Source organism: Arthrobacter sp. Sr33, from assembly GCF_054511195.1.
In genome coordinates, this window is the sequence record NZ_JBTNDD010000016.1 from 1 (window position 1) to 22,273 (window position 22,273).

The 22,273-nt window shown below is 59.7% G+C and carries 21 protein-coding genes; 14 read left to right on the plus strand and 7 right to left on the minus strand.

Going from position 1 to position 22,273, the window contains the following annotated elements; all coding sequences use genetic code 11:
- Nucleotides 1–429: 429 nt before the first annotated feature.
- Both ACX80T_RS15825 and ACX80T_RS15830 read left to right on the plus strand, forming a co-directional pair.
- Nucleotides 430–1,014, plus strand: a complete 585-nt coding sequence (locus tag ACX80T_RS15825) for a recombinase family protein (RefSeq protein WP_024475857.1) — start codon at nt 430–432, stop codon at nt 1,012–1,014.
- Between the two features lie 293 nt (nt 1,015–1,307).
- Nucleotides 1,308–1,853, plus strand: a complete 546-nt coding sequence (locus tag ACX80T_RS15830) for a hypothetical protein (protein ID WP_024475858.1) — start codon at nt 1,308–1,310, stop codon at nt 1,851–1,853.
- Between the two features lie 217 nt (nt 1,854–2,070).
- Here ACX80T_RS15830 and ACX80T_RS15835 read toward each other — a convergent pair whose 3' ends face one another.
- Together ACX80T_RS15835 and ACX80T_RS15840 are read right to left on the minus strand one after the other, a co-directional pair.
- Nucleotides 2,071–2,541: a hypothetical protein gene (locus ACX80T_RS15835; protein WP_133185576.1), complete on the minus strand. Its 471-nt coding sequence runs from the start codon at nt 2,539–2,541 to the stop codon at nt 2,071–2,073.
- A 215-nt stretch (nt 2,542–2,756) separates the two neighbouring features.
- Nucleotides 2,757–3,977: a glycosyltransferase gene (locus tag ACX80T_RS15840; protein ID WP_024475860.1), complete on the minus strand. Its 1,221-nt coding sequence runs from the start codon at nt 3,975–3,977 to the stop codon at nt 2,757–2,759.
- Between the two features lie 104 nt (nt 3,978–4,081).
- Between ACX80T_RS15840 and ACX80T_RS15845 the strand changes: the two genes are divergently transcribed.
- The 4 genes from ACX80T_RS15845 (at nt 4,082) to ACX80T_RS15860 (ending at nt 8,962) form a co-directional block, all read left to right on the plus strand.
- Nucleotides 4,082–4,792: a TetR/AcrR family transcriptional regulator C-terminal domain-containing protein gene (locus ACX80T_RS15845; protein WP_024475861.1), complete on the plus strand. Its 711-nt coding sequence runs from the start codon at nt 4,082–4,084 to the stop codon at nt 4,790–4,792.
- Between the two features lie 224 nt (nt 4,793–5,016).
- On the plus strand, nt 5,017–5,610 hold the full coding sequence (locus ACX80T_RS15850) for a recombinase family protein (protein WP_459304917.1): 594 nt from the start codon (nt 5,017–5,019) through the stop codon (nt 5,608–5,610).
- 281 nt (nt 5,611–5,891) lie between these two features.
- On the plus strand, nt 5,892–7,283 hold the full coding sequence (locus tag ACX80T_RS15855; RefSeq protein WP_024475863.1) for an SIR2 family protein: 1,392 nt from the start codon (nt 5,892–5,894) through the stop codon (nt 7,281–7,283).
- 392 nt (nt 7,284–7,675) lie between these two features.
- Nucleotides 7,676–8,962, plus strand: coding sequence for an AlbA family DNA-binding domain-containing protein (locus ACX80T_RS15860; RefSeq protein WP_024475864.1), 1,287 nt, complete (start codon nt 7,676–7,678; stop codon nt 8,960–8,962).
- 78 nt (nt 8,963–9,040) lie between these two features.
- On the opposite strand, the gene ACX80T_RS15865 is transcribed toward ACX80T_RS15860, so the two are convergent.
- Nucleotides 9,041–9,799, minus strand: a complete 759-nt coding sequence (locus tag ACX80T_RS15865) for a hypothetical protein (protein WP_024475865.1) — start codon at nt 9,797–9,799, stop codon at nt 9,041–9,043.
- Between the two features lie 127 nt (nt 9,800–9,926).
- Here ACX80T_RS15865 and ACX80T_RS15870 point away from each other — a divergent pair, with 127 nt between their 5' ends.
- From ACX80T_RS15870 to ACX80T_RS15885, 4 genes are all read left to right on the plus strand, one after another.
- Nucleotides 9,927–10,472, plus strand: coding sequence for a hypothetical protein (locus ACX80T_RS15870; RefSeq protein WP_024475866.1), 546 nt, complete (start codon nt 9,927–9,929; stop codon nt 10,470–10,472).
- A 309-nt stretch (nt 10,473–10,781) separates the two neighbouring features.
- A complete protein-coding gene (gene istA / locus ACX80T_RS15875; protein WP_024475867.1) occupies nt 10,782–12,008 on the plus strand; it encodes an IS21 family transposase in 1,227 nt (408 codons plus the stop codon).
- On the plus strand, nt 12,005–12,793 hold the full coding sequence (gene istB / locus ACX80T_RS15880) for an IS21-like element helper ATPase IstB (protein ID WP_024475868.1): 789 nt from the start codon (nt 12,005–12,007) through the stop codon (nt 12,791–12,793). The genes istA and istB overlap by 4 nt, the downstream gene beginning before the upstream one ends.
- Nucleotides 12,794–12,803: 10 nt before the next feature.
- A complete protein-coding gene (locus ACX80T_RS15885; RefSeq protein ID WP_024475869.1) occupies nt 12,804–13,853 on the plus strand; it encodes a hypothetical protein in 1,050 nt (349 codons plus the stop codon).
- Nucleotides 13,854–14,872: 1,019 nt separating this feature from the next.
- On the opposite strand, the gene ACX80T_RS15890 is transcribed toward ACX80T_RS15885, so the two are convergent.
- Nucleotides 14,873–16,048, minus strand: a complete 1,176-nt coding sequence (locus ACX80T_RS15890) for a serine hydrolase domain-containing protein (protein WP_024475871.1) — start codon at nt 16,046–16,048, stop codon at nt 14,873–14,875.
- A complete protein-coding gene (locus tag ACX80T_RS15895) occupies nt 16,045–17,025 on the minus strand; it encodes a glycoside hydrolase family protein (RefSeq protein WP_024475872.1) in 981 nt (326 codons plus the stop codon). The genes ACX80T_RS15890 and ACX80T_RS15895 overlap by 4 nt, the downstream gene beginning before the upstream one ends.
- Before the next feature lie 306 nt (nt 17,026–17,331).
- On the opposite strand from ACX80T_RS15895, the gene ACX80T_RS15900 reads away from it, so the two are divergent.
- From ACX80T_RS15900 to ACX80T_RS15910, 3 genes are all read left to right on the plus strand, one after another.
- Nucleotides 17,332–18,354 carry a LacI family DNA-binding transcriptional regulator gene (locus ACX80T_RS15900; protein ID WP_024475873.1) on the plus strand — a complete coding sequence of 341 codons (1,023 nt, stop codon included), beginning with the start codon at nt 17,332–17,334 and terminating at the stop codon, nt 18,352–18,354.
- A gap of 125 nt (nt 18,355–18,479) precedes the next feature.
- On the plus strand, nt 18,480–18,899 hold the full coding sequence (locus ACX80T_RS15905) for an Hsp20/alpha crystallin family protein (RefSeq protein WP_024475874.1): 420 nt from the start codon (nt 18,480–18,482) through the stop codon (nt 18,897–18,899).
- An 89-nt stretch (nt 18,900–18,988) separates the two neighbouring features.
- Nucleotides 18,989–19,738 carry a glucose 1-dehydrogenase gene (locus ACX80T_RS15910; RefSeq protein WP_024475875.1) on the plus strand — a complete coding sequence of 250 codons (750 nt, stop codon included), beginning with the start codon at nt 18,989–18,991 and terminating at the stop codon, nt 19,736–19,738.
- Between the two features lie 106 nt (nt 19,739–19,844).
- Here the strand turns inward: ACX80T_RS15910 and ACX80T_RS15915 are convergent, their stop codons facing one another.
- Entirely contained in the window at nt 19,845–20,552 is a 708-nt protein-coding gene (locus ACX80T_RS15915; protein WP_024475876.1) for an ABC transporter ATP-binding protein, read from the minus strand.
- A gap of 40 nt (nt 20,553–20,592) precedes the next feature.
- Entirely contained in the window at nt 20,593–21,666 is a 1,074-nt protein-coding gene (locus ACX80T_RS15920) for an ABC transporter permease (protein WP_024475877.1), read from the minus strand.
- A 186-nt stretch (nt 21,667–21,852) separates the two neighbouring features.
- On the opposite strand from ACX80T_RS15920, the gene ACX80T_RS15925 reads away from it, so the two are divergent.
- On the plus strand, nt 21,853–22,212 hold the full coding sequence (locus ACX80T_RS15925) for a hypothetical protein (RefSeq protein ID WP_459304918.1): 360 nt from the start codon (nt 21,853–21,855) through the stop codon (nt 22,210–22,212).
- Nucleotides 22,213–22,273: the final 61 nt, after the last annotated feature.

A 22,273-nucleotide genomic window follows, 5' to 3' on the forward strand; every position in this document is an offset into this window, starting at 1 on the left:
CCCCATGGATCCCTCGATGGAATGACACCGTCGGCTTACTGGGAAAACTGGACCGCAGGAAACCAACTAGCTATCGCATAGCCACTGGACTGCTAACGGGGGCCCAACCACAGGTTCTGGGCGGTCAATACACCGACGAACGAGACCATGCCTGTAAGCCGGTCCTTCACCGCGACACTTTTTCAGCACTCACCCGGCGGCAAAAATCCCATATGTGTGACTGTTAACCGAGAATGGCGGTTTTTTCACAGCTCAATTTGGCGGCTTCGATGTCTTGTAAGCCTTGAGATACGAGGCGTCTCGCGGAGTGACTTCAAAAGCTGTCCGTGTTGGCGGAACCATCAGGACTCATAATTCTCATATCTATGCCTCGAAACCCTATGCTCGAATCAGCGTAAGAAACATTAGATACGAGACACCTGGAGTGATGTGGCGAAGCTGATTGGATACGCACGAGTCTCAACTCGACCTCAGTCGACGGATCGGCAGGAGGCAGACCTGATCGCGGCCGGAGTGCGGCGTGATGACCTGTACGTTGACCAAGGGGTGTCCGGTGCGCGAGCGATGAGACCCCAGTTCGATCGGGCACTCGCTGCACTGGAGGCCAAGGACACTCTCGTGGTGACGACCCTGGACAGGCTGGGACGGTCAACCCAGAACATGCTCGACTTCGCCCAAGAACTCCGCGGCCGGGGAGCCGGTCTTCGGGTGTTGAACCTCGGCGGCGGCGACGTCGATACGTCCACCCCGATGGGTTCAATGTTGTTCACGATCATGGCGGCGTTGGTGCAGATGGAACACGACATCAAGCGAGAGCGGATCGTCGACTCGATCGGGAAACGGCGGGAAGCCGGCAAGGATCTAGGAGGAAGGCCACGTCTGATCAGTGACAGCAAAATTCGAAACGCTCTCAGACTCGTCGACAGTGGCGAGCCGGCCGCACAGGTCGCCCGCGACCTCGGCATGTCCCGCGCAACCTTCTACCGCCGATTACGGGAGCTGAACGCGAAGTAGAACACGCCACGTACCGCGGCGACTCACATATTTTGGCGACGGCGACGGTGTTTGAAACAAATACGAACGATTTTGGCACGTCCTGCAAGAGGCCCCTGGTCGATCTGTTTCCCAAGGTCGCCACCCGGCTTTGTGAGCAAGCACTGGCCATGTGCTTCGACCGGCCTACAGATTCTCGATGTTCGCCGCCGGGTCGTCGTCCGGATGAAGAACAAGGGAGCTGCCTTGCTGCCACACCCCACCAGCCACTACCTCATGAAAGCCCGAGGTTAGAGGTGCCGCATCCTGATCGAGTGGAGATGCTGAATGTGTTGAGCGTGGTGCTGGCAGATGTCGAGTATGAGGGGCTAGCCGTCCCTTCCCAGTTCATGGACTTCGCAATCGATGGGCGCCTACTGCGCGAGACGCTGCGGGTAGGGACGGACTTGGCTGCGATTGAGCAGGAGACGACATTGCTGCGTGCTGATTTCCCCCACGCCGCTGTCGAACAGATCGATCGGCTTACGCTCGCTTCAACCGGCGAGTTCAAGGATGGCCGCGTCGCTCTCTTCCTGTGCCCTGTCTGTGGCGATGTCGCTTGTGGAACGGTTAGTGCCCGCATCTCAACCGAAGCTCACACCGTTACCTGGGAAGACTTTGGTTGGCAAGACGGCTATACCAAGGAACCACCGCAGCCGTGGTTGTTCGAGCGTCAGCGGTTCACCTTCGATAAGACGGCATATCTAACCTTGATGAAGCAGCTCAGTGAACAATTCACCGAGCTGCTGCCGCCGCATCAAATAGAAGATGAAGGAAACCGGCGATCGGTCCGAGCCTGGCTGCGGCGGCTAAGGTCGTGAGGCTTGCGGCGGGCGGTGAGTGATCCACTCGCGGGACATCAAAACCGCCAATCGAAGCTGTGGTTAACCGCCATACCTAGCTAACAGTCACAATTTTGAGCGCTTCCTAGCGACCTCCACAGCGTCTCACTTGTCGGTGTCTCTGAATCCATCGTTACCGGACGATTAAACTAACCCGATGGACGTAGCCTCAATGATCATGGGCGCCTCGATCGCATCAAGCTGTGTTTAGGACGCGTTTCGTTTGGTGGAAGGCGATGATTGCCGAGACCAAACCAAGACCGACAAGTACCGCCATCAACATGGGAGGGCTGGCTCCGTAAGCGATAAGGGCAAGACCGGCGCTCAGAGCCGTCACCACGCCGGCCCCTAATGCTGCCGTACGTGGGTAGTGCATTGCTGCTGGTGTGTCGAATGTTGCGCGCAGTCGCATCAGGAGGACCGCGCCCACTCCGCTGACTAAGCCCAATGCGGGACCGACGACCACGCCCACAACAACAAAAATCATCACGAAACCAGCCTCGGGACCCGAACTGCCGTGGTGCTGTTGGAGCAATGCAGCATCAACAACGTAGACGACCGATAACCCAACTCCGGCAACGATGCCGACGACAGCGCCGATGACCGCACTACGAAGTAGAAGCTTCTTGGCGATGGCGAAAACCACACGCACGGATTCCGCACTCATGCCTAAACACTACCCACAGCATCGTCGGAGATCAGAGCGACAGATCGCTGACCGGCGAAGTCTGCCGAAAGGGCACCTTGGCTCTTGTCACCGAAACTGCGGTCAAGAAGCAATTAGATCCGAACACTGCGTCTCACTCGGCGTCAACCAGTGATCAAGCGGACACACAACGTCTCGCCAAGCTCCGTCTCTGAATCCATCGTTTTTGGAACGCGCTATCCCTGCTTTGTAGCGGTCCGCAGCGCTGTCGCGACGGGCCCGGTTCCGTCTTCTGTTGCGAGCTTTGCCGCCAGTTGGCGTGCTCCTGCGGCGTAGGCTGGCGTCGTGGTGGCTTGCGTGATGGCGTCGGCCAGCCGTTCGGTGTTGAGTTTTTTGTAGGGGACCGGTTGCGGGCCCGCGCCGAGGGACGTAATCCGTGCGGCCCAGAACGGTTGGTCCGTATAGATCGGGACGCTGACCGTCGGCACACCAGCGCGCAGCCCCGCTGCGGCGGTCCCCGCTCCGGCATGGTGGACGACAGCGGCCATCTGGGGAAACAGCCATACGTGCGGAACAGTACCAATACTGATGACATTGGGTCCGGAGACACCTTGTACGCCCTGCAGTACCGCGCGAACCCCGGCACGGCGCGCGGCGTCGAGCATGAATTCTGCGTCTAGGGCTGCACTGCTACCAAAGCCGATGAACACCGGGGGCGGTCCATCCGCGAGGAATTCGACCAGCTCCGCAGGTGGCTGCCAGCCCGGCTCAACTTCCGACCACCAGTAGCCGGTCATAGTGAGCCCGGATCGCCAGTCCGCCGGGCGCGGGAATACGGTGGGGCTGATGCCGTGAAGAACGGGACTGTTCGTTTTCCTTCGGGTACGGTCGGATGCGGACCGGGCCTTTTTGGGTAGGCCGAGCGTCTGGCGGATGCGGGCGCTCGGGGCATCATAGGGTGCTTTCCCAGCGGATATGAGAGACCCGAGAAGCTTGTTTCCGACCGATCCGAGGCTGCGGGCCGATCCCAGGGTCACGGGCGGATAGGCGGTGCTGGGTTCGATCGGCTGCAAGTGGGCACCGATGGCGGGGACACCGAAGGCCTCAGCAACATCGTAGGCATAGGGGGCGACCGCGTTGGCCAGGATCACGTCGGTACCGGCCTCGGCCGCAGCAAGGGTGCCGGTCGCAGCCAGGTCCATGTAGTCACCGAGTTCGCGCATGTACCGGCGCAGATCCCCGCCCGTGGCCTTCTTCCCCGGCGCGGCGGGGCTGACCAAGTGGCTCATATCTCCGGGCAGTTCGCGGTACTCACACCCGGCTGCGGTAACCAGCGGGGCATACGCGGCATTCGCCGCGATTGCGACGTCAAAGCCCAGCGCTTGAAGTCTGCTGCCAAGCCCAGCCATCGGGGCAACATCCCCTCGGGTCCCTGGCGTAATCATTAGTACCCGCATGACATTCCTCATTCCGCTTGATTGCGATCACCGTTCGCAATCAAGAATATAGTGGAATAGGTACGGAACCTAACCCAAACGGCTAGACAAAAGGCGGAACAGGCATGACCCCTCAAGACCGCGTTGATATCTGGCTGCGGCCGGAGCGTTCCGGCGTCGGACCGAAACCGGAACACTCACGCGCAGGAATTGCCGCGGCGGCGATCGATATCGCCGACCGGGACGGCCTGACGGCGGTGTCCATCCGACGAGTGGCCGCCGGCATCGGAGCAGGCGGGGCGTCCCTGTACCGGTATCTCAAATCGCACGACGAGCTCATCGAACTCATCGTTGACGCGGTCAGTAATGAATACGACCTTGACCCCTCCGATGAACCACCACCGATCCAGCTGTTGAATCTGGCACGGCAAGGCCGGGCCATTATGCACCGGCACCCGTGGCTGGCTCCGCTGCTGCTGACCCGGCCCTCAATGGGCCCCAACGCTCTCAAATATCTGGAGCGAGCCTTGTCCGCAATGAAGCCGGTGGACATGCCGGGGCCCGCCAAGCTGCAGACCGTGGCCATGATGACAGCCATCACCTCCGCCTTTGTACAAAACGAGCTGGCATCAGCCGACAGCTCCACGACGGGCCTCGACGGGGCGAACGCGCGCCTGCAGTACCTCTCCGATGTAGTCCAGTCCGGGAACTACCCGCTACTGGCGGGCGCACTCACCGGGCAACACGAACCCAAGAGGCCAGAAGAAGTGTTCAACAGCGTCATCACCAATTACCTGGCGGGCGTGGGCCTTCAAATCGCCGCCAGTCCCACCTGAGGGCACCTGAACCGCCAAACCGAGCTGCGGAAACCCGTCATTCTGAATTAACAGTCACAGTGAAGGACCGCTGAATAGGACGACAGGACCGCCAACCGAAGCTGCAATTAACCGCCATTCCTGGCTAACAGTCACACCCATATGAAACCTCGGTTTAAGGATTCGCGTTTGCCCCGCCCGTAAAACTGTCTCGCTTAGGTAGCTCTAGCGCTACAGTGAGACCTATGGCCGGACACATCATCGGATACGCACGCGTCTCCACCAACGAACAAGACCTCACCGCCCAACGCAACGGGCTAGCCGCACTGAATGTCCCCGAAGACCGGATCTACGTCGACCACGGACTGACCGGTACCAACCGCGAACGACCAGGACTCCGCGAGGCCCTCGCCGCTTGCCGGGCCGGCGACACTCTCGTCATCACCAAACTCGACCGACTCGCACGATCACTCCCCGACGCTCGCGACATTATTGAAGACCTCACGAAACGAAACGTGAAGCTCAGCATCGGCGGATCCGTCCACGATCCCACCGACCCCGTCGGCCGGCTCCTTTTCAACGTCCTCGCCATGGTCGCCGAATTCGAATCAGACCTCATCCGCGCCCGCACCCGCGAAGGCATGCAAGTCGCCAAAGCCAAAGGCAAGCTCCGCGGCAAACAACCCAAACTCACCAAGTCCCAGGAAGCCCACCTCATCTCCCTATATAAGGGAGGACAACACACCACCACCACCGAAATCGCCGAACTCTTCAAAGTCGCCAGATCCACGGTGTACCGCATCGTCCAGCGAACGCCGGGTTTCAGTCAAACCTTTTAGGTTGCCTCTTCCCCCTGACCTCTCTTCATCAATCTAAGGGTGGGGGCAGGATTTGCAGAGATGGCTACAGGGGTTACTTTTGTAAACTCAAAAGCCACGGAGATGGAAGAGCATTCGCATCGTTGATGGGCGCCGAGCAACATCTTCGAGGTCTATCACCTTCGTACCTCGCGCGCGAAGCGCGTATCAAAGCTTTGACTGGGCATTACCTTTACTCAATTGCAACCATTTCGCATGATCGTCTAACGAGGGTAATTGCTCTGTCGTGAGACGATCAAACAGTGAGTGCCGCGGATCTAACTGCCGAGACAATGGAGCTTTTTCGCCGATCGGGCCTCGAAAGCCATACAACATTTCTGCTCGGGGCTGGCGCTTCTGTAACCTCTGGCTTGCCAGGGTGGGATGAATTCGCGACCAGGCTGTTGGTCCAGAGCGGGTCCGTTGCTTCTGCTGAAACGGCAGAACTACTCCTCGATCGGCAGGACCCGTTGATCGTTGTCGAAGCGGCCCGGGTTGCGTTCGGCGCTCGATGGGGACAGAAACTTCGTGTGGCCTTGTACGAAGGCGTAACCAACCTAAAGCCTTCCCCGCTTCATCTGGCAGCGGTGGGCCATCTCCTCAGCGCTGATGGGGACGATACTAGTTTGGCGACTCTAAACTTCGATACTCTTCTCGAGCAGGCCATCGAAAGCGAAACGGGCGAGATGGCACTTTCGCACCTAGAGAATGTCTATGAAGACAGCAGCCCAGGCGTCTACCACCTTCACGGAGTCATCACACCTCATCGTTCAGACTCTGTGGTCCTTACGCTGACTGATTTCAGTGATCTTATTGCCGATGCGGAATCTTGGCAGCTGAAGTACTTGCAGTCTGCTTTGGACAGGGGCGTGCTCATTATCGCGGGCACGTCGTACCGAGATCCAGATGTTCGTCAATGGTTGCATGCAGCCCTGCGAAAAAAGCCCTTGAAACATGCTGCCTTGGTGCTTCTCACGCGGCAGGGTTTTTCGGTCTCCAAAGATGAGTACGTCGAAATTCAGTCCGCCCTGAGTGACCAGTGGCGCGCGGTGGGACTGCAGCCGGTGCTGCTGGAAGATCATTCCGACGCCGCGCAGATCATTCGTGAACTTCGATATGTCACCCTGCCTTCGTACCTGGCACCTCAGCAGCGATCGCGAGCTCTATGGAATTCGCACGTTACGAGGTTCGATGAATTGCAGCAACAGTACGTCGATCAGCTCGAACGGGACGCGTTGACGATGCGTGAAGCACTCGACGTCGAGCGATTGAATGTAACGCTTTGGCTAGCGAACGGTGAAGGCCAAATCGTTAGGTGGGCGGCCCAAGACCGGGTGTATCGAGATCAAACCTCGTTACGAGAGGTCAGCACCGGACATGACAGTGAGTGGATTGCGGGTAAGGCGCTGGGAGTAGATGAGGTTCTCTTTACAGACTTACCAGAAGGCACCACTCGTCGATGGAGATCTGTTTTAGCTGCGCCCATTCCAGTTCCTCACCCAAATTATCCTGCACATTCAGCTGCGGTTCTGACATTCGGGTTACCCGATGAATCCTCCAGCTACGAGGCTTCCAGCATGATGTGGGCCGAACCTCTGTCAGACATAGCCGATGCGTGGGGATTACGGCTCTCATCAGTAGCATTCGGTGAGTGAACCCGTAGACTGATAGACAACGTAGGAGGGACGACACCATGGCGAAACAAGCCAACTCAAGCTCGTATCAGGTCCTCGGTAAGGGCATCTACCGGGTTGGTGCCGTGCGGAGAAGCGCGGTGACAGGGCGTTACGTCACAAAAAATACGGCTACAACTTCGGCTCGTACTACTGTGGGCGAAAGTAAGAACTCAGGCGTCACTGCGAAGAATCGTTAGACGACGCGGAGGATGAAAAATCACGCACCTTGCCTCCAGGTTGCACTCAGGCGACGGTGCTCGCACGTCGGACGAACCCCTTATGGAATCGCGCAGATAAACGGCGACCCGGCACTCTCGTTTTGACAGGCCGTTTCCCTAGGTAGCCGACTCACTGCCGTCTAGAGTGAGTCCATGCTTTCCGATGAAGAAGTCGCGGCATACCTCGCCGTTGGCAATGAGCTCCGGGCGATCGAATTTAAAGGGCCTCTTAATACGGAGTCTCCCGAATACATTGCCAAAGTTGCGCGCGCTGCCCTGGCAATGGCAAACCAACGGGATGGCGGGTACGTCATTCTTGGAGTCATTGACGATGACCCGATGAGCTCCGCCAATGGTCTCAGTCAAGAACACCTAGCATATTGGAGCAACCAAGATTGGGTCGCCGATAAAATCAACCGCTTCGCTGATCCGCCCCTTGACTTAAATGTTGCGACTCGACGCCATCCGTCTGGGGGTTCCCTAGCCGTGATAAAAGTGGCTGAGTTCTCACAGGTGCCCTCACTCTGCATGAGGGACAGCGCGGCCGCCATCCTGAAGTCCGGTCAGCTCTACACAAGATCGATCCGGAAGCCAGAGAGTACGAGTTACCACACACAAAACGAGGTACGTGAACTCCTCGATTTAGCAATAGCTAAGGGCCTACGACGCTATATCGAAACTGGTCAGGCGGCCGGAATTTCCTTCGATTCAGTCAATCCGGTGGCGTCACCCTACCAAGACCAAATCGACTTGGCCTATAACCGGGTGAGCGTTAATCAGATTACTACGCAACCTCACTTTCGGCATCTTATCTACCCTCAAAGACTAGATAGCTCGCGCATCCCATATTCCAGGCTTACGCAAGTTGTGAACGATGCCACGGTGAGATTACGGGGATGGCCATTTCCGTTCGTGCAGAACCCCTCTCGCGATGAGCACTTCATCCACGAGACGACGGCGTACGGCCACCATCTGGAAAGTTGGGCTATGTTCACAAGCGGGTTGTTCGCCGATATCCGGCGAATCGGAGATTGGCCGTCGGATGGCGACACCTACACCTCAGACGATGACCCTCGAATCGCAGGGAATATGCCCATGTGGTTCGCCCTGCTTCACTTTACTGAAGCCCTCGAGTTCGCGGTGCGTCTCCGCCAGGCCATGAACCAGGAAGAACCGATGGTGGTGCGCTTCGAGGGCCTGAACCTGTCTGGGCAACGTCTGGTAGTTGCAAACAACAATCGAAGCGGCTTCTTCAGCAACTACATATACGAAGGATCAACCTGGTCGAGTGGCGAGTACCTGGTTGATGATGACGCCGCCCTAAAGGGAACACGGACCATGGCTGTAGATGCCTCCCTCGACCTGATCGCTCGATTCGGCTGGGACTCAGCCACCCCGGCCATGCTCCAGGGGATCCAAGAGGAGACGTTTGACCGATAGCTAAACGGTTCCCTCGTACCTTCGTCTACGCCATCGGAAAGAGACGATAGTAGAACACTAGGCATCTTCGACTCTCGGTCAGTTCGCTCCGAAGTAGGCCAGAAGGGGGGCACTAGCCAGGTCTTTTGACGCGCCCTCGTCGATGAGGATGTCAGCAATCGTGACGGTGACCACCATCGCGGCAAGTCTGTGCGCTTCGAGCTCTTGGTCCACGTGCCGGGGCTTACCCTTCCCCATGGTCTCGCCGTCATCAGTAGGAGCATATTGACCAGCCAGGAAACCCGTCGCGTGAGCCCATGTGGAGTCCTCTCTCCATAGGCGGTAAACCATCCGGAGGTTCAGATCTGATTCTTCGACAGCATGGGCCAGTTTGTCTGCCCCTGTTTTGATCACCTTGTTCTCAGAAATATTCAGGACGAACTCCTCCATTTCGTTGACGTCGATGTCTGATGGGAGTCCGTTGCGCTGCATGTACTCGTGAGTCTTAGTTTCGTTCGTTCGCTCGTTAGCAAGCATCGTGTCAACAGCCCCCGCGCGCTCTGATCGAGGCATGTCCCCGAGCCAGAGAATACGGATGGTCAGCTCCCAGAACGCGCGCCGGTTCGGAGCGGCTGCATGTCCCAATCCTGCGGCTTCAAGAGTGGCGATGATCCGACTCTGTTCGAATGTTGCCCGCAGCCAGCCCACGGCGAACTGGCTGACTCGGCTTACTGGGACCCCGCTGAGGTCAACCCTGAGAACAGCTTTTGCTGCACGAAGAGTGTAATCAGCAGCTATCGATTGCTCAGAGATTTTGCGCTTGGATTGGCGTTCCCGCTTTGCTCTACTTCCACTCATAGGACCACTCTACGTACGCTCGATTCTGAGCCACGGACTCCCCTACTTCTTGCTCTAGGAGCTGGTTACCTGGCGCAGTCCGCGCTGTCCGCTGCATTCGCGGACGCACGTGTAATACTGACTTCCAATGAGTGATGAACTGAGCCGCCGGCGACTTCTTAAGAATCGCCGTGACCTTCGCCGGAACAAAGCGCTTATCGCAGCTCTTCATCAGGAGACTGACGCCCAGAGGGCTGACGTCGCATCACGGACTGGGACGATGCACACGCGTGCTTCGATACTCGTAGCGGCGGCAAGCCTCTCAACCGCACTGCAAGTCGGTCAGCAGGGGCCTTGGTTCGTGGGTGCTGTCTGGCTTTCAGTTACGTCAGCCATCCTCGGCGCCCTAGTGCTTCTGCCAGGCTTGGGAGACCAGCTAAACATTGAGCAGAATGAGACGGACCTGTGGGGACAAGAACCTACGGAGTTCACTCGTGATCTCATGCATCAGAAGTGGGACCTCCTACGTGACGACGAGAAAGCACTATTCTGGCGCAAAAACGTCCTTCTAACTGGCTACGCGGCTCTAGCATTGTCATTAGCTGCTGCTGCCATGCATCTTTCAACCAACATAGACTCAGAACCGGAACCTAATGCCCCCGAAACCGTCGTCACCTCCACCCCCACCACCTAAGCGACCAAACAGTACTGTTCGAGTGGTGAAGGAATCTGATAGCAACTTCAGCTCACGACCGCCGAAAGTTCCAGAGCCTAAGCCCAAGGGCAAGTAGCGGATTAGGCGCATGTAGCTAAGCGAGGCGCCTGTAATGGAAGCACCAGTCCTAATAGATTGGCCGCCATGACCCCTTCACCAAACACAGTTGATAAGTATGGCTGGTTACCGGAGCCTGTCGAATCAGTAGCCTTCCGTGTCGGTGACGGTCGAAAATTGAGCCATTGTGACGGTTGAAAACTGAGCCACCTGTTCCGAACGATTGGATGGGTGATTACTGTGGAGGATTGGGCGCTTATTAGGCGGTTGCATCTGGCTGAGGGTGAGTCGATGAGATCGATTGCTAGCCGGCTGGGTATTTCAAGGAACACGGTCGCGAAAGCGGTCCAGGCCGCTGATCCGCCTAAGTATGAACGGACGCCGCAGGAGTCCGCTATCAAGGCGGTGGAACCGAAGATCCGGGCTCTGTTGAAGGACAATCCGCGGTTGCCGGCGACGGTGCTCGCCGAGCGGGTCGGGTGGTCCGGGTCGCCGGCGTGGTTCAGGGAGAACGTGGCCCGGATCAGACCGGAATACGCCCCGGCTGATCCCGCGGACCGGATCAGTTATGAGCCCGGGGACCAGGCGCAGTGCGATCTGATGTTCCCGCCGGTGAGGATCCCAGTCGCAGGTGGCGAGCCGAGGGTGTTGCCGGTGCTGGTGATGGTGTGTTCGCATTCACGGTTCATCACGGCCACGATGATCCCGTCCCGCACCACCGGGGACCTGCTGGCGGGGATGTGGGTGCTGATTAGCGGCCTCGGGGCTGTCCCTCGCCGGCTGATTTGGGACAACGAGTCCGGCATCGGACGCCGCAATTCTTACGCCGCCGGCGTGTCAGCGTTCGCCGGGGTGTTGGCCACGAGGATCGTCCAGGTCAAAGCCTATGACCCGGAGTCCAAGGGCATTGTGGAACGAGCTAACGGATACCTCGAGACGTCCTTCTTACCAGGAAGGTCCTTCTCCTCGCCGGAGGACTTCAACACCCAGCTCACCGCCTGGCTTGAGTTAGCCAACACCCGAGTGGTCCGGCGCATCGGTGCCCGCCCGATCGACTTGGTGGCCGCGGATCGGGCCGCGATGCTGGCGTTACCGCCGGTGGAACCGATCACGGGTTTCCGTGCCAGGGTGCGGTTGCCCCGGGATTACTACGTCCGGGTCGCCTCCAACGATTACTCCGTTCACCCGCAAGCCATCGGCCGGTTCGTGGACATCACCGCTGACCTCACCACGGTCCGGATCAGTCTGGACGGCCGGACGGTCGGGGCCCATGCCCGGTGCTGGGGCACGGGGCAGACCCTCACCGACCCTGCCCATGTCCAGGAAGCGAGAGTGCTCCGGGAAGCATTCCAGAACCCTCACCGACCAGCCCAGGAACCAGATGGAACCCTACGGGATTTAGGTGACTACGACCGGGCATTCGGTGTGGTCCTGGACGCAACACCGGTGCTCTCATGACCGGGGTGAAGGACATAGTCGGGCAGATTGAGTACTACTCGAGGGCGATGAAGGCACCCCGAATCCGGGAGTCCGCGACCAGACTCGCCGAGCAGGCACGCGAGGGCCATTGGTCGCACGAAGAATACCTCGCAGCGGTCCTGTCCCGGGAAGTCGCAGCCCGTGAAGCTTCAGGAACCGAAACAAGGACCCGGGCTGCGGGGTTCCCGGCCCGTAAATCGTTGGAGGACTTCAACTTCGACCACCAACCTGACCTCCGGCGCGACAAGGTCGCCCACCTGGGCACCGGCGCGTATCTCGCTGAAGCATCCAATATCGTCCTTCTGGGCCCGCCGGGAACCGGGAAAACCCACCTTGCCACCGGGCTCGGCATCCGCGCGACCCAACAGGGCTACCGGGTGCTTTTCGCTACCGCAACGGATTGGGTGACCCGACTCCAAACCGCCCACCAGAACGGTAGGCTGCCGCAGGAGTTGCTGAAACTACGCCGCTACGGGCTGATCATCGTCGATGAAGTCGGCTATATCCCGTTCGAACAAGACGCCGCGAACTTGTTCTTCCAACTGGTCTCCAGCCGCTACGAACACGCCTCGATGATCCTCACCTCGAACCTGCCCTTCGCCCGGTGGGGAGATGTCTTCGGCGACCAGATCGTCGCGTCCGCGATGATCGACCGGATCGTTCACCACGCCGAAGTCCTCACCCTCAAAGGCACCAGCTACCGCCTCAAAAACAGTGGCCTCGACTCGCTACCCTCGACAAGACCAGAAAACACGGCAGAATAAACACGACGAAGTGGCTCAGTTTTCAACCCGCAAAACGGCTCACTATTCGACCATCACTGACACCTTCCGATTAGCGCGAGCCGATGAGTGCGCCTTCAGGATAGGCGACCTGGCATCGCAGTGGTCGTCGGACGGACCTCTCGACTTCGAGCAGGTCCGCCAAGGCGAGTATGTGCAGCTGTTCGTGACTCGGCTACGGCCGGCGCCACCTGAAGCGTCGCTGCTCTTCAGCGAGGCAGTGAACCACCTTCGCGCGACGATTGATAACGTCATCTGGTACCTTGTCGAACGCGAGCACGGAGAGCTTACGGGCTACCCTGCGACGTTGGTCAACATGCCGATCGTTCAGGCGCCCACATCCTTCGACAACTGGATACGTAAGAGAGTCCAGAATAAGATCAGCGCATTTGGCGAAGGAACCCCGTTGCATCAACGGATGCGCGCGCTTCAGCATTACGCTGACTTGCAGAGCAGCATCCCCTCGATGGGCGAGCTTCTGGCCAGGTTGACGGGTCAAGCGGTCGAACGGGCACACCCTCTACTTCTCCTGCAGGCGTACTCGAACTACGACAAACATCGTTCGATTCGCGTTGCAGTCGCCAGAACGTTCGGATCGAGCGACGCGACACCACTGGCCACTCAAAAACTCGATCATCAAGCAATCCGAGTGGGTGACGCTCTAGGCCCGAAAGTACGGTGGGGTCAACCAGCATCTCAGGATGCCAGCACAGCACTGATGGTCGAGAGGCCCAGCCCTTTCACTGCTTGGGTTAACCCGACGAAGGAACTAAACGCAATGAGGCGCCACGTCAGCGACGTCGTACTGCCCATCCTGCTTACGGGCTTGGAAATGCCGAATGGCCTACCGCCAAGAATCTCGTTGGGTGATGATGGACGATCCAACCGTGAGCGCTTGAATTCAGGAACATGGGAGGACGCAGAGGCCCGCATCGGCCCCGTTGTTCGAGCCCGGTATGAGGAAGCAATGGCGAAAGAACCCGAGTTTGCCCCCATTGCCGAAGATGCACCAGACGCTCCCCCTCCTGAATGGCACTGTTGAAGGTTTGATTGACTTTGCCTCTAGTCCTACGGAACGCCGATAACGTTCAATTACGTCAAGGGAGGCATGAAACTAGCCCGAAGATTCCCGAACCCTGTTGCGTACGGGTGTGTCCCAGCGCGTCACAAATGATGGGCGGGTGATCGCCCAATCAAATTCAGACCGCCTGGCTTCTGGCGTACGAACCCGAACCGCTCGTAGACAACGGCTATTCTCTCCGACGCTGCGGTTACAACGACTGGGACTGCGGCGGGAACGAAGTCCTCGATCGCGGTCCTCGCAAATTCAAGCCCGCTCATCCGCGCTCCTGGTGCGGACGCAAGTGCCTGCGCCACCCAGTAGGGCCCAGGCGGTCGGACCAATATCAGAGCTTGGCTTAGCGCGGAAAGGCTGCCGCCCGTTGATGTCGCCAAGAGCACGAGCCCGACCACCAACCAGAGAGGGGGCAGAAGCCCTACCCAAGGCACGATGGTGTCACCCAGGAGAGTGAGAGAAAACAGCCAGATCATAAATGCGAATAGTGAAGCGAGGAAAACAAGAACCATAGATCCGAAACGCTGCAGTGTCTTCTTAGTACTTCTGGCTTCAGTCAGAAGAATCACGGCATCGCGGGAGCTCGAGGTGATCACGTCCCCTGACGGCATGTACATCAGGAAGAGGAGAACGAGGATTGGCAGCGTTATCGCGGCTTGCAGCCGCTTTTGCCAAGCATTCCGAGGACTTTTTCCTCTGCTTAGTGTTAAGGACGTGTTCCAACTTAGCGGAAGCAGATCGACAATACGGGCGCGCTGCACTTCTATCTGACCGCTGGCGAGAGGTTCCATGAGACCTGATCCTACGGATTCAGCATGACGATACCTATTGTAAATTTGCTGCTGGATCAAACGGGCCTGCCGAGGGTTTACTTGGCGTATGCCCTTGGTTCCGCGGAGCGCCGAAAACACTTGCATACGTAGATTGGCTTGCCTTCCTGGGGAAAGAAGTCCTGATACCTACCCAAGAGTCGTAGCATGCATTCTCTAGCTGACGGCTTTCCTGAGTTCGTCGACGATTATCGTGGCCCTCCGGTCATCGCCAGCTTCCATCCAGTTCGTTACGAAGGCGATGCTGAGACCCAGTTCCGGTTCAGCAAACGAGACTTGACCACCAGCACCGTCGTGACCGAACCCGTCCGCGGAGACGTAGTGCCGCGCCTCCGAGTCGAGCTGAAAACCGGCTCCCCATCGGGGCCACGGGGCAGGTGCCGGGAACACCGGCGCTCCTTCGCTTCGTGCCTCGGTGGCCAGTTTGAGCACCGTCGGGTCGAGGCGACGGGTTGTGGCTGTGTCATGGATAACCGATGACCAGGCAGCCGACAGCCCTCGAGCGGTCGCGATGCCGCCAGCTCCGGGAAACAAACCAGCCCGGACGTCGGACCGGTTGAAACCGGAGTTCGGGCTGACCAGTTCCTGAGGGAAGGCCTCCCCCAGCGTCATCGCATGGATGGACCAGTCAATGACTCCGGGCTCGGCGGCAGCAATCTGCATTTGGACCAACTCGCGGAGACTTTCACCTGCCTCCAGGTGGGCAACGTTGGCCTGCTCGTTGGCAGGGACGCCCACCCGCAGGTCGGCGCCCAGTGGTCCCGTGAGGGTGTCAGCCAGGTACTCACCCGGCATCTTGCCGGTGACACGGCGGATAATCTCGCCCGTGATCCAGCCGTGCGTCAACGCGTGGTACCCGTACCCGAAACCGGGCGCCCACAGGGGTTCCTGTCCAGCAATCAAGCCAGTCATGGTGTCCCAGTCGAGCGCTTCCTCAAGGGTTACTGACCGTCGGGGTGCCGATACTCCCGCGCGGTGGGATAGCGCATCACCAATGGTGACCTTGTCTTTGCCGTGGGCGCCGAACTCCGGCCAGATGTCGGTGATCGGATTGTCATAGTCCAACCGACCGGCTTCAACGAGGCGGGCGATGAGGATCGACATGATCCCCTTGGTGCAGGAGAAGACGACCGTCGAAGTTTCGCTGGTCCAGGGTGTGGAATCGCGGGCGTCAGCCACTCCGCCCCACAGGTCAACCACCAGTTCTCCCTGGTGGTGGACCGCCAGGGCCGCGCCCATCCGGGGCTTGCCCTCGAAGGCGGCTGCAAAGGCGTCCCGCACCGAGGCGAAGCGCCCATCGACTGAGCCATGAATACCGTGCTTTTCGCTCACGCGCTGACCTTTGCTCGTGCAATTGAAACTGAAAGTGATCCATCCGTCGCCCAGGACAAGGGTAAAGGATCCGAGATACCGCTAATGAAGGTTCCATCCCTATCAACGTTCTCGAACGCCAGGAGCACCCACTCCCCCGATCGGGTTTGCACCGCGCGGCCAGCGTAGAGCTCATCGTGGGTCAGCTGAACCGCTGAAGCGGTAGCGAGAGGACGCTTCAGGGAATCCGAATCGAGCGGCAGCGCCCAGATGCCGCCCTGCACTCCGTCCGCCTCGCGCGCTCCGGTCAGGTGATCGGTATCGCAGGAGAAGAGAAGCACTGGCCTGTCCTCGATGGTCACCAGCTGGACCACTTCGATGTGGGCGAACCCTGCACCGGGTTGACTCAGCGGCGGCTGGGTAGTCCATTGCTCGAGATCGGTTGACGTCGCGTGACCGATGACGCCCCGGTCCCGCCCAACGCCCGATCGCGATCGTGCGGTGAGGAGCATGTGCCACAGGCCGGTGGCATCGCGGTGAATCCACGGATCGCGCCATGTCTCCTCATGCCAGGTGGCATCGGTGAGAGTCTCATACCAGCGCGGGTCCGCCGAGATGGGGTCGGTCTGCTTAATCCAGGACGAAAGATCGGAAGAGAGAGCCCGCCCAACCGTTTCCACGTTCGTCACCGCGTGCGGGGACAGGAAGCGTGAACCGGTGTAGAACATGTTCCACACCCCGTCGTCACCGCGGACAACGCTGCCGGTCCAGGTGGCGCTGCCATCAAAGGAGCCGGACTCCCCCGGCTCAAGCACCACTCCGTGGTCCTCCCAAGTCGTCAGGTCCGTCGAGGTGGCGTGCCCCACGCGGGCGTTCCGGTGCCGGAGATTGGGATCCCCCAGCGACTTCGGGGCATGGAGGTAGAAGAGGTGGTGCGTGTCGCCGTCGTCGGCGTGCCAGAAATCCCAGACCCAGTGGTCGGCGAGAGTGAAGCTCATGGTGATGATCCTTGGTTGAAGCGGGAAGTGAAGCGGCGTCAGCCCTTGACGGCACCCTGAAGCAGCGCACGGACAAACTGGCGCTGGAAGGCGGCGGCCATGAAAGCTACTACGGCAACGGCTCGACGGCGGCCAGAGCGCCGTCGTGGTGAATTCATAGGTGACTCCTTCGTCGACGATTCTCTTCAGGAGATCCACAGTGATAAATGCTAAATCAATTCAGCACCCAGCTTGGAGCCTATTCGGCGATTACGCAAGTGGTTTGCCAAGTCGTTATGGAGAGCTAGCATCGAGCAGGAGGAACTAATGACAACCAGGCGTGTGACCCTTGCCGACGTCGCACGTCGGGCTGGTCTGTCCTCGTCTGCCGCGTCCATGATTCTCAATGGCCGCCCGGACACCAGGCTGTCCAACGACGCCCACGACCGCGTCCACCGCGCCGCCGCGGAGTTGGGGTACCGGCCGAATGTGGCGGCCCGCAGCCTCCGGGTGGATAAGACCCAAACGATCGGGTTCATCTCCGACACCGTCGCATCCACGCGTTTCGCCAGCGGTTTAATCAAGGGAGCGCTGGCCGCCGCCGAACAGGCGGAGCACGTCATCCTGCTGGCCGAGACCGGCGGTGACCCAGCCCGCGAGACAGAAGCCATTGCCGCGCTGCTGGACCGGCAGGTGGACGGCATCGTCTTCGCGACCATGCGTTCCCGGGAAGTGGTGGCTCCCGTCCTCCCGGATAACACTCGCCTGGTACTGCTCAACGCCACCAGCGACAGCCACTCGACGTCGGTCCTGCCCGATGAGAAACGCGGTGGACGAGCGGCTGTGTCACTGCTGGCCGACGCCGGCCACCGCGAGGGCATCGTCCTCCTGGGCCACAACCAGGAGATCGAGCGGGATGTCTTCCGGTCGACCACCGTCGCACGGCGTCTGGCGGGGATTCGGGCAGAAATGCAGGACCGCGGGTTGACCTTCGAGCGGGAGGAATCGATCTGGGAATGGGCACCCCAGCAGGGGTTCACCGCGGTGGAGTCGCTCCTCGCTGAACCTTTACTCCCGCGAGCGCTGCTGTGCCTCAACGACCCCCTCGCCTTCGGCGCCTATCAAGCGCTGACGGAGCGTGGGCTCCGGGTGCCCGACGACGTCTCGATCGTCTCGTTCGATAACGACGAAATTGCCTCGTACCTTCGTCCCGGGCTGACAACGATCGCCCTTCCGCACGAGGGAATGGGCGCCCGTGCCGTCGAACTACTGTTGGACGGGACGGCTCCTCACGGCGAGCATCTCGTGGAGATGCCCGTCATCGTGCGCGCCTCCATCCGGCAGGTCTAGCCGCTCCCCGAAGGCCGAAGGTCAGGGCTTTAGTCCCTGTCGAGGCTTTTTGGGCGGGTCTTTACTGGGAGGACCATAGGTCCCTGCGGGGACCGTCGCGTTTCCCTAGCTCTGGAGGACTTGCCATGTCTGATCTGTCGAGGTGGTCCCCGTTGGACCTGCTCAATTCAATGGACCGCCTGTTTGATACCAAACGGGGTGCGTCGCCGATCCGCGTAGAGGAATATGTTGACGGCGACCATCTGGTAGTCAAGGCAGAAGTACCCGGCGTCGATCCCGATAAGGACATCGAAATCACCCTGAACGAGGGGTTCCTGAACATCCGTGCCGAACGGAGGGAACATGAGGAACACAAAGACGGGGACGATTATCACTCCGAGTTCCGCTACGGCTCCTTTAGCCGCACTGTCCCGCTTCCCGCCGGGGTCAAGGAAGAAGACATCAAGGCCCAGTACGTCAACGGAGTACTCGAGGTACGCCTACCGGTACCGAAAGAACCCGCTGAGGCCCCCGCACCGAAGAAGGTCCCCATCAGCCGCGGCTGACCGGGGAAACCCGCACCGCCTATGCCGTGCGCGACGTCGGCAACTTCACCGACGCCGACAACCACCTGACTAACCGAGAGGAACGTGACATGGACCGCGTCATCGACAAAGTGGCACTGATCAGTGGGGGTGCGCGCGGCATCGGAGCCGCAGTGGCTGCCCGTTTACATGGCGAAGGAGCCAAGGTTGTCATCGGGGACGTCCTCGACGCGGAAGGCCAGCAGACCGCGGAACGGATAGGCTCCGGGGTTCACTACGTGCATCTGGATGTGACCAACCCTCAGGACTGGGAAGCAGCAGTCGGCGCTGCCGTTGAGATGTTCGGTGCTTTGGATGTGGTGATCAACAATGCCGGCGTTGTGGATTTCGCACCCATCGAGGACTACACGCTGGAGCAGTGGGACCGGGTTATCGGTATTAATCTGACGGGTACGTTCATCGGGATCAAATCCTCAATCGCAGCACTCAAGCGGTCCAGGGGCGCTTCGATAGTGAACATCTCGTCGATAGCCGGGATCCGGGGCTATGAGGCGATCTCGGCCTACACTGCCTCGAAGTTCGGTGTGCGCGGGCTTACCAAGAGCGCCGCACTTGATCTGGGGCGCTACGGAATCAGAGTCAACTCCATTCATCCGGGTGTCATTTCCACCCCCATGACCGAAAACGTGCCCATCGACATGAGCCGGGTCGCACTCGGCCGGGTGGGCCACCCAGGAGAAGTGGCCAACCTTGTCCTCTACCTAGCGTCCGACGAATCGTCCTTCGTGACAGGAGCCGAGTTCGTCATCGACGGCGGTGACACCGCCGGAACTGTTACCCCTGCCGATGGCAGCCGGTAAATCCACAGTCAGCGCACGCGACTGCGCCCTCCGCGATCCCGCTGGCAACCTCATCCGTTTCAATCAGCTCGCCTAGTCAACAGCGCCACCCTCGCGTACGTAGTCTCTAGGAGGCGATGAGTTCGGATGCGGAGAGCCTGCCATCACGCATGGTGGCTACAGCATCGGTGAGGGGAACGAATTCGGTGTCGTGGGTGACCATGACGGTTGCCACCCGGAATTCGCGGGTGATGCTGCACAACAACCGGATGATCGAATCGGATCGCTCATGGTCCAGGGCCGCCGTGGGTTCATCGACTAGCAGCACTGATGGTTCTCCCATCAGAGCCCGGGCAATGTTGACGCGCTGACGCTGCCCACCGGATAGCTGATGTGGGCGGCGGCTGGCAGCATCGGACAGGCCAACAACGTCGAGCATTTCCATTGCCCGGGGGCGGGCGACTCGAGGCGCGGTGCCACGCAGGTGTTCTCCGATGATGAGCTGCTCCATGGCCGTGAGCGATGCCAGAAGGTTGGGCTGTTGAAAGATGATGCCCACCTCCTCGCGGCGCAGTGTTGTTCGGTCCTGATCGGTCAGCGCAGTGGCGTCGATTCCGTTGATAGCGAGGTGCCCGCTAGTTGCGCGGACAAGGGTCGCCGCGACCGCCAGCAGACTGGATTTACCGGAGCCCGACGGTCCGACCAGTGAGGTAATCGTTCCGGCGGCGACTGCAAAGTTGACGTTGTCCAGGGCCTTGAGGGTGCCCGAGTCGCCATCGGGGTATTCAAGGGTCACGTTGACCAGATTCAGGGCGGGTGTGTTGTTTGCGTACATTGGGTGTCCCTCTTTGCTCGGTGAAAGGCTATCGATGGTTTTAGTTGCCGCCGAGGGCGATCAGCGGGTCGATCCTGGTGACGCGGCGGACCGCCAGCACTGATCCGACCAAACCCAGCACAACGATGCCGACGATCGGGACGAGAGTGGTGGCTGGTGAGATCGTGAAGGGTGCGGCCTGGACGGCGATGAATCCGCCACCCAACCCCAAGACCCCTCCGAGGCTGGCGCCCGCAACCAGGACAATCGCTGCCTGGGTCATCGCGTCACCGAGGATGTATTTGTTGGAGCCACCCAAGGCCTTGAGAACAGCGATGTCGCGGGTGCGCTGGACTGTCCACACGGTGAGAAAGGCGACAATCACCAAAGCCGAAATCCCGTAGAGGAAACCCTGCATCATCTTCAGTGATCCGTTTTCCGATCCGAAGGAGGCCAGGGCGCCGAAGCTCTCCGTCGTCGTCGTACTGGTGGTTCGGGCCGCACCGTCAATGTCTGGCAGTTGGCCCGCGGCGTCGTCGTAAGTGGCGGCGATGACCGTTCCGATGACATTCGGGTCAGAGACTCGCGAGAGGTTCTGCCAATCCGTCAGGGTTGTCCAAACTACCGGGGTGTGACTGTACCACTGATCGTCGATGATGGCTGCCACCTGGAGATCGGTGCCGTTGATCCTGGCGGTATCCCCGACAGCGAGCGACAGGTCGGTGGATAGCTGCCGGCTGACAACCACGCTACCGGCGCGCAGTTGGCCCGGTGCAAGCGCACCATCCGGGACGGCCCCAAAAACCGCGGCGTTGGAAGTCCCCCCGGATTGGATCCGAACCTGACTGATGCCCAAGGCTTCCGCCTTCAGGACTCCGTCAGCCTGTTGCCAGACGCGGAGCTGATCGGCGCTCACCTGGGATTCCGTGTAGGAAGCTTTCGGCTCATCGCCGTCGGGAGCGCCGAACGCGATGGTTGTAGCGTCGAGATGCTCGATCCCAGACGTCGATTGATTTGCCAGCCCGGCGGTCAGACCGGACAACATGACCAGGAGGAGAGTGATCAGCGCAACTACGGATCCCATCAGGGCAAAACGTCCCTTGGCGAAACGAATATCTCGTAGTGCTAAAAACATGCTTTGTTCCTCTTTCGGTGCAGGTGAGCTGGTAGGTCGGTAGCCTCTAAGGGCCTATATCCACTCTGAGGTGAACTGCCTGCCGGCACATCGTGATCACGGTTGATTGGCTGACATGGAGGGGATGACCCAGCGATCAATCGTTTGGTTGATGCCCGCCGGATACCGCCCCGATAAGCTGGACACATGACCGCTCCTACTACTCCGGTGCCCGAGGTTCACACCGGAGCAGCGGTACTGAAAGTGCTGCGGGTGAGCCTTCATCTGGGTTTCGCAACACTCCTCGTTGTCGGCACCGTCAGCACAGTGGCCACACCCCAGCGGGCGGCCAGCTGGATGGTCATCATGATTTCTGCCGTTCTGGGTGCGCTTTACCTCGCCGGGACACTGGCCGAGAAGCGCGCGGCTGACGGAGAGATACCGCCCTGGAGGTTGGAACCTCGCCGCTACAGCAAGATCTGGCTGGCCAGTGTGACCTTGCTCTGGCTGGTCCTTCTAGCCCGGATTTTTCATGATGGCCGGGTTCGCGGCCAGGTCATGGGCTAGTTCGCGTCCGGTGGGATTTTCTTGTTTTGGGCGTGTTGGCGGGGCCTGTGGTCGCTGGCTG

What these genes read in the sequence shown, in the direction of transcription:
- ACX80T_RS15835 (WP_133185576.1), bottom strand. Translation starts at nt 2,541, where the DNA reads ATGAGTGCGGAATCCGTGCGTGTGGTTTTCGCCATCGCCAAGAAGCTT.
- ACX80T_RS15840 (WP_024475860.1), bottom strand. Translation starts at nt 3,977, where the DNA reads ATGCGGGTACTAATGATTACGCCAGGGACCCGAGGGGATGTTGCCCCG.
- ACX80T_RS15845 (WP_024475861.1), top strand. Translation starts at nt 4,082, where the DNA reads ATGACCCCTCAAGACCGCGTTGATATCTGGCTGCGGCCGGAGCGTTCC.
- ACX80T_RS15850 (WP_459304917.1), top strand. Translation starts at nt 5,017, where the DNA reads ATGGCCGGACACATCATCGGATACGCACGCGTCTCCACCAACGAACAA.
- ACX80T_RS15860 (WP_024475864.1), top strand. Translation starts at nt 7,676, where the DNA reads ATGCTTTCCGATGAAGAAGTCGCGGCATACCTCGCCGTTGGCAATGAG.
- ACX80T_RS15865 (WP_024475865.1), bottom strand. Translation starts at nt 9,799, where the DNA reads ATGAGTGGAAGTAGAGCAAAGCGGGAACGCCAATCCAAGCGCAAAATC.
- ACX80T_RS15870 (WP_024475866.1), top strand. Translation starts at nt 9,927, where the DNA reads ATGAGTGATGAACTGAGCCGCCGGCGACTTCTTAAGAATCGCCGTGAC.
- istB (WP_024475868.1), top strand. Translation starts at nt 12,005, where the DNA reads ATGACCGGGGTGAAGGACATAGTCGGGCAGATTGAGTACTACTCGAGG.
- ACX80T_RS15895 (WP_024475872.1), bottom strand. Translation starts at nt 17,025, where the DNA reads ATGAGCTTCACTCTCGCCGACCACTGGGTCTGGGATTTCTGGCACGCC.
- ACX80T_RS15900 (WP_024475873.1), top strand. Translation starts at nt 17,332, where the DNA reads ATGACAACCAGGCGTGTGACCCTTGCCGACGTCGCACGTCGGGCTGGT.
- ACX80T_RS15905 (WP_024475874.1), top strand. Translation starts at nt 18,480, where the DNA reads ATGTCTGATCTGTCGAGGTGGTCCCCGTTGGACCTGCTCAATTCAATG.
- ACX80T_RS15910 (WP_024475875.1), top strand. Translation starts at nt 18,989, where the DNA reads ATGGACCGCGTCATCGACAAAGTGGCACTGATCAGTGGGGGTGCGCGC.
- ACX80T_RS15915 (WP_024475876.1), bottom strand. Translation starts at nt 20,552, where the DNA reads ATGTACGCAAACAACACACCCGCCCTGAATCTGGTCAACGTGACCCTT.
- ACX80T_RS15920 (WP_024475877.1), bottom strand. Translation starts at nt 21,666, where the DNA reads ATGTTTTTAGCACTACGAGATATTCGTTTCGCCAAGGGACGTTTTGCC.
- ACX80T_RS15925 (WP_459304918.1), top strand. Translation starts at nt 21,853, where the DNA reads ATGACCGCTCCTACTACTCCGGTGCCCGAGGTTCACACCGGAGCAGCG.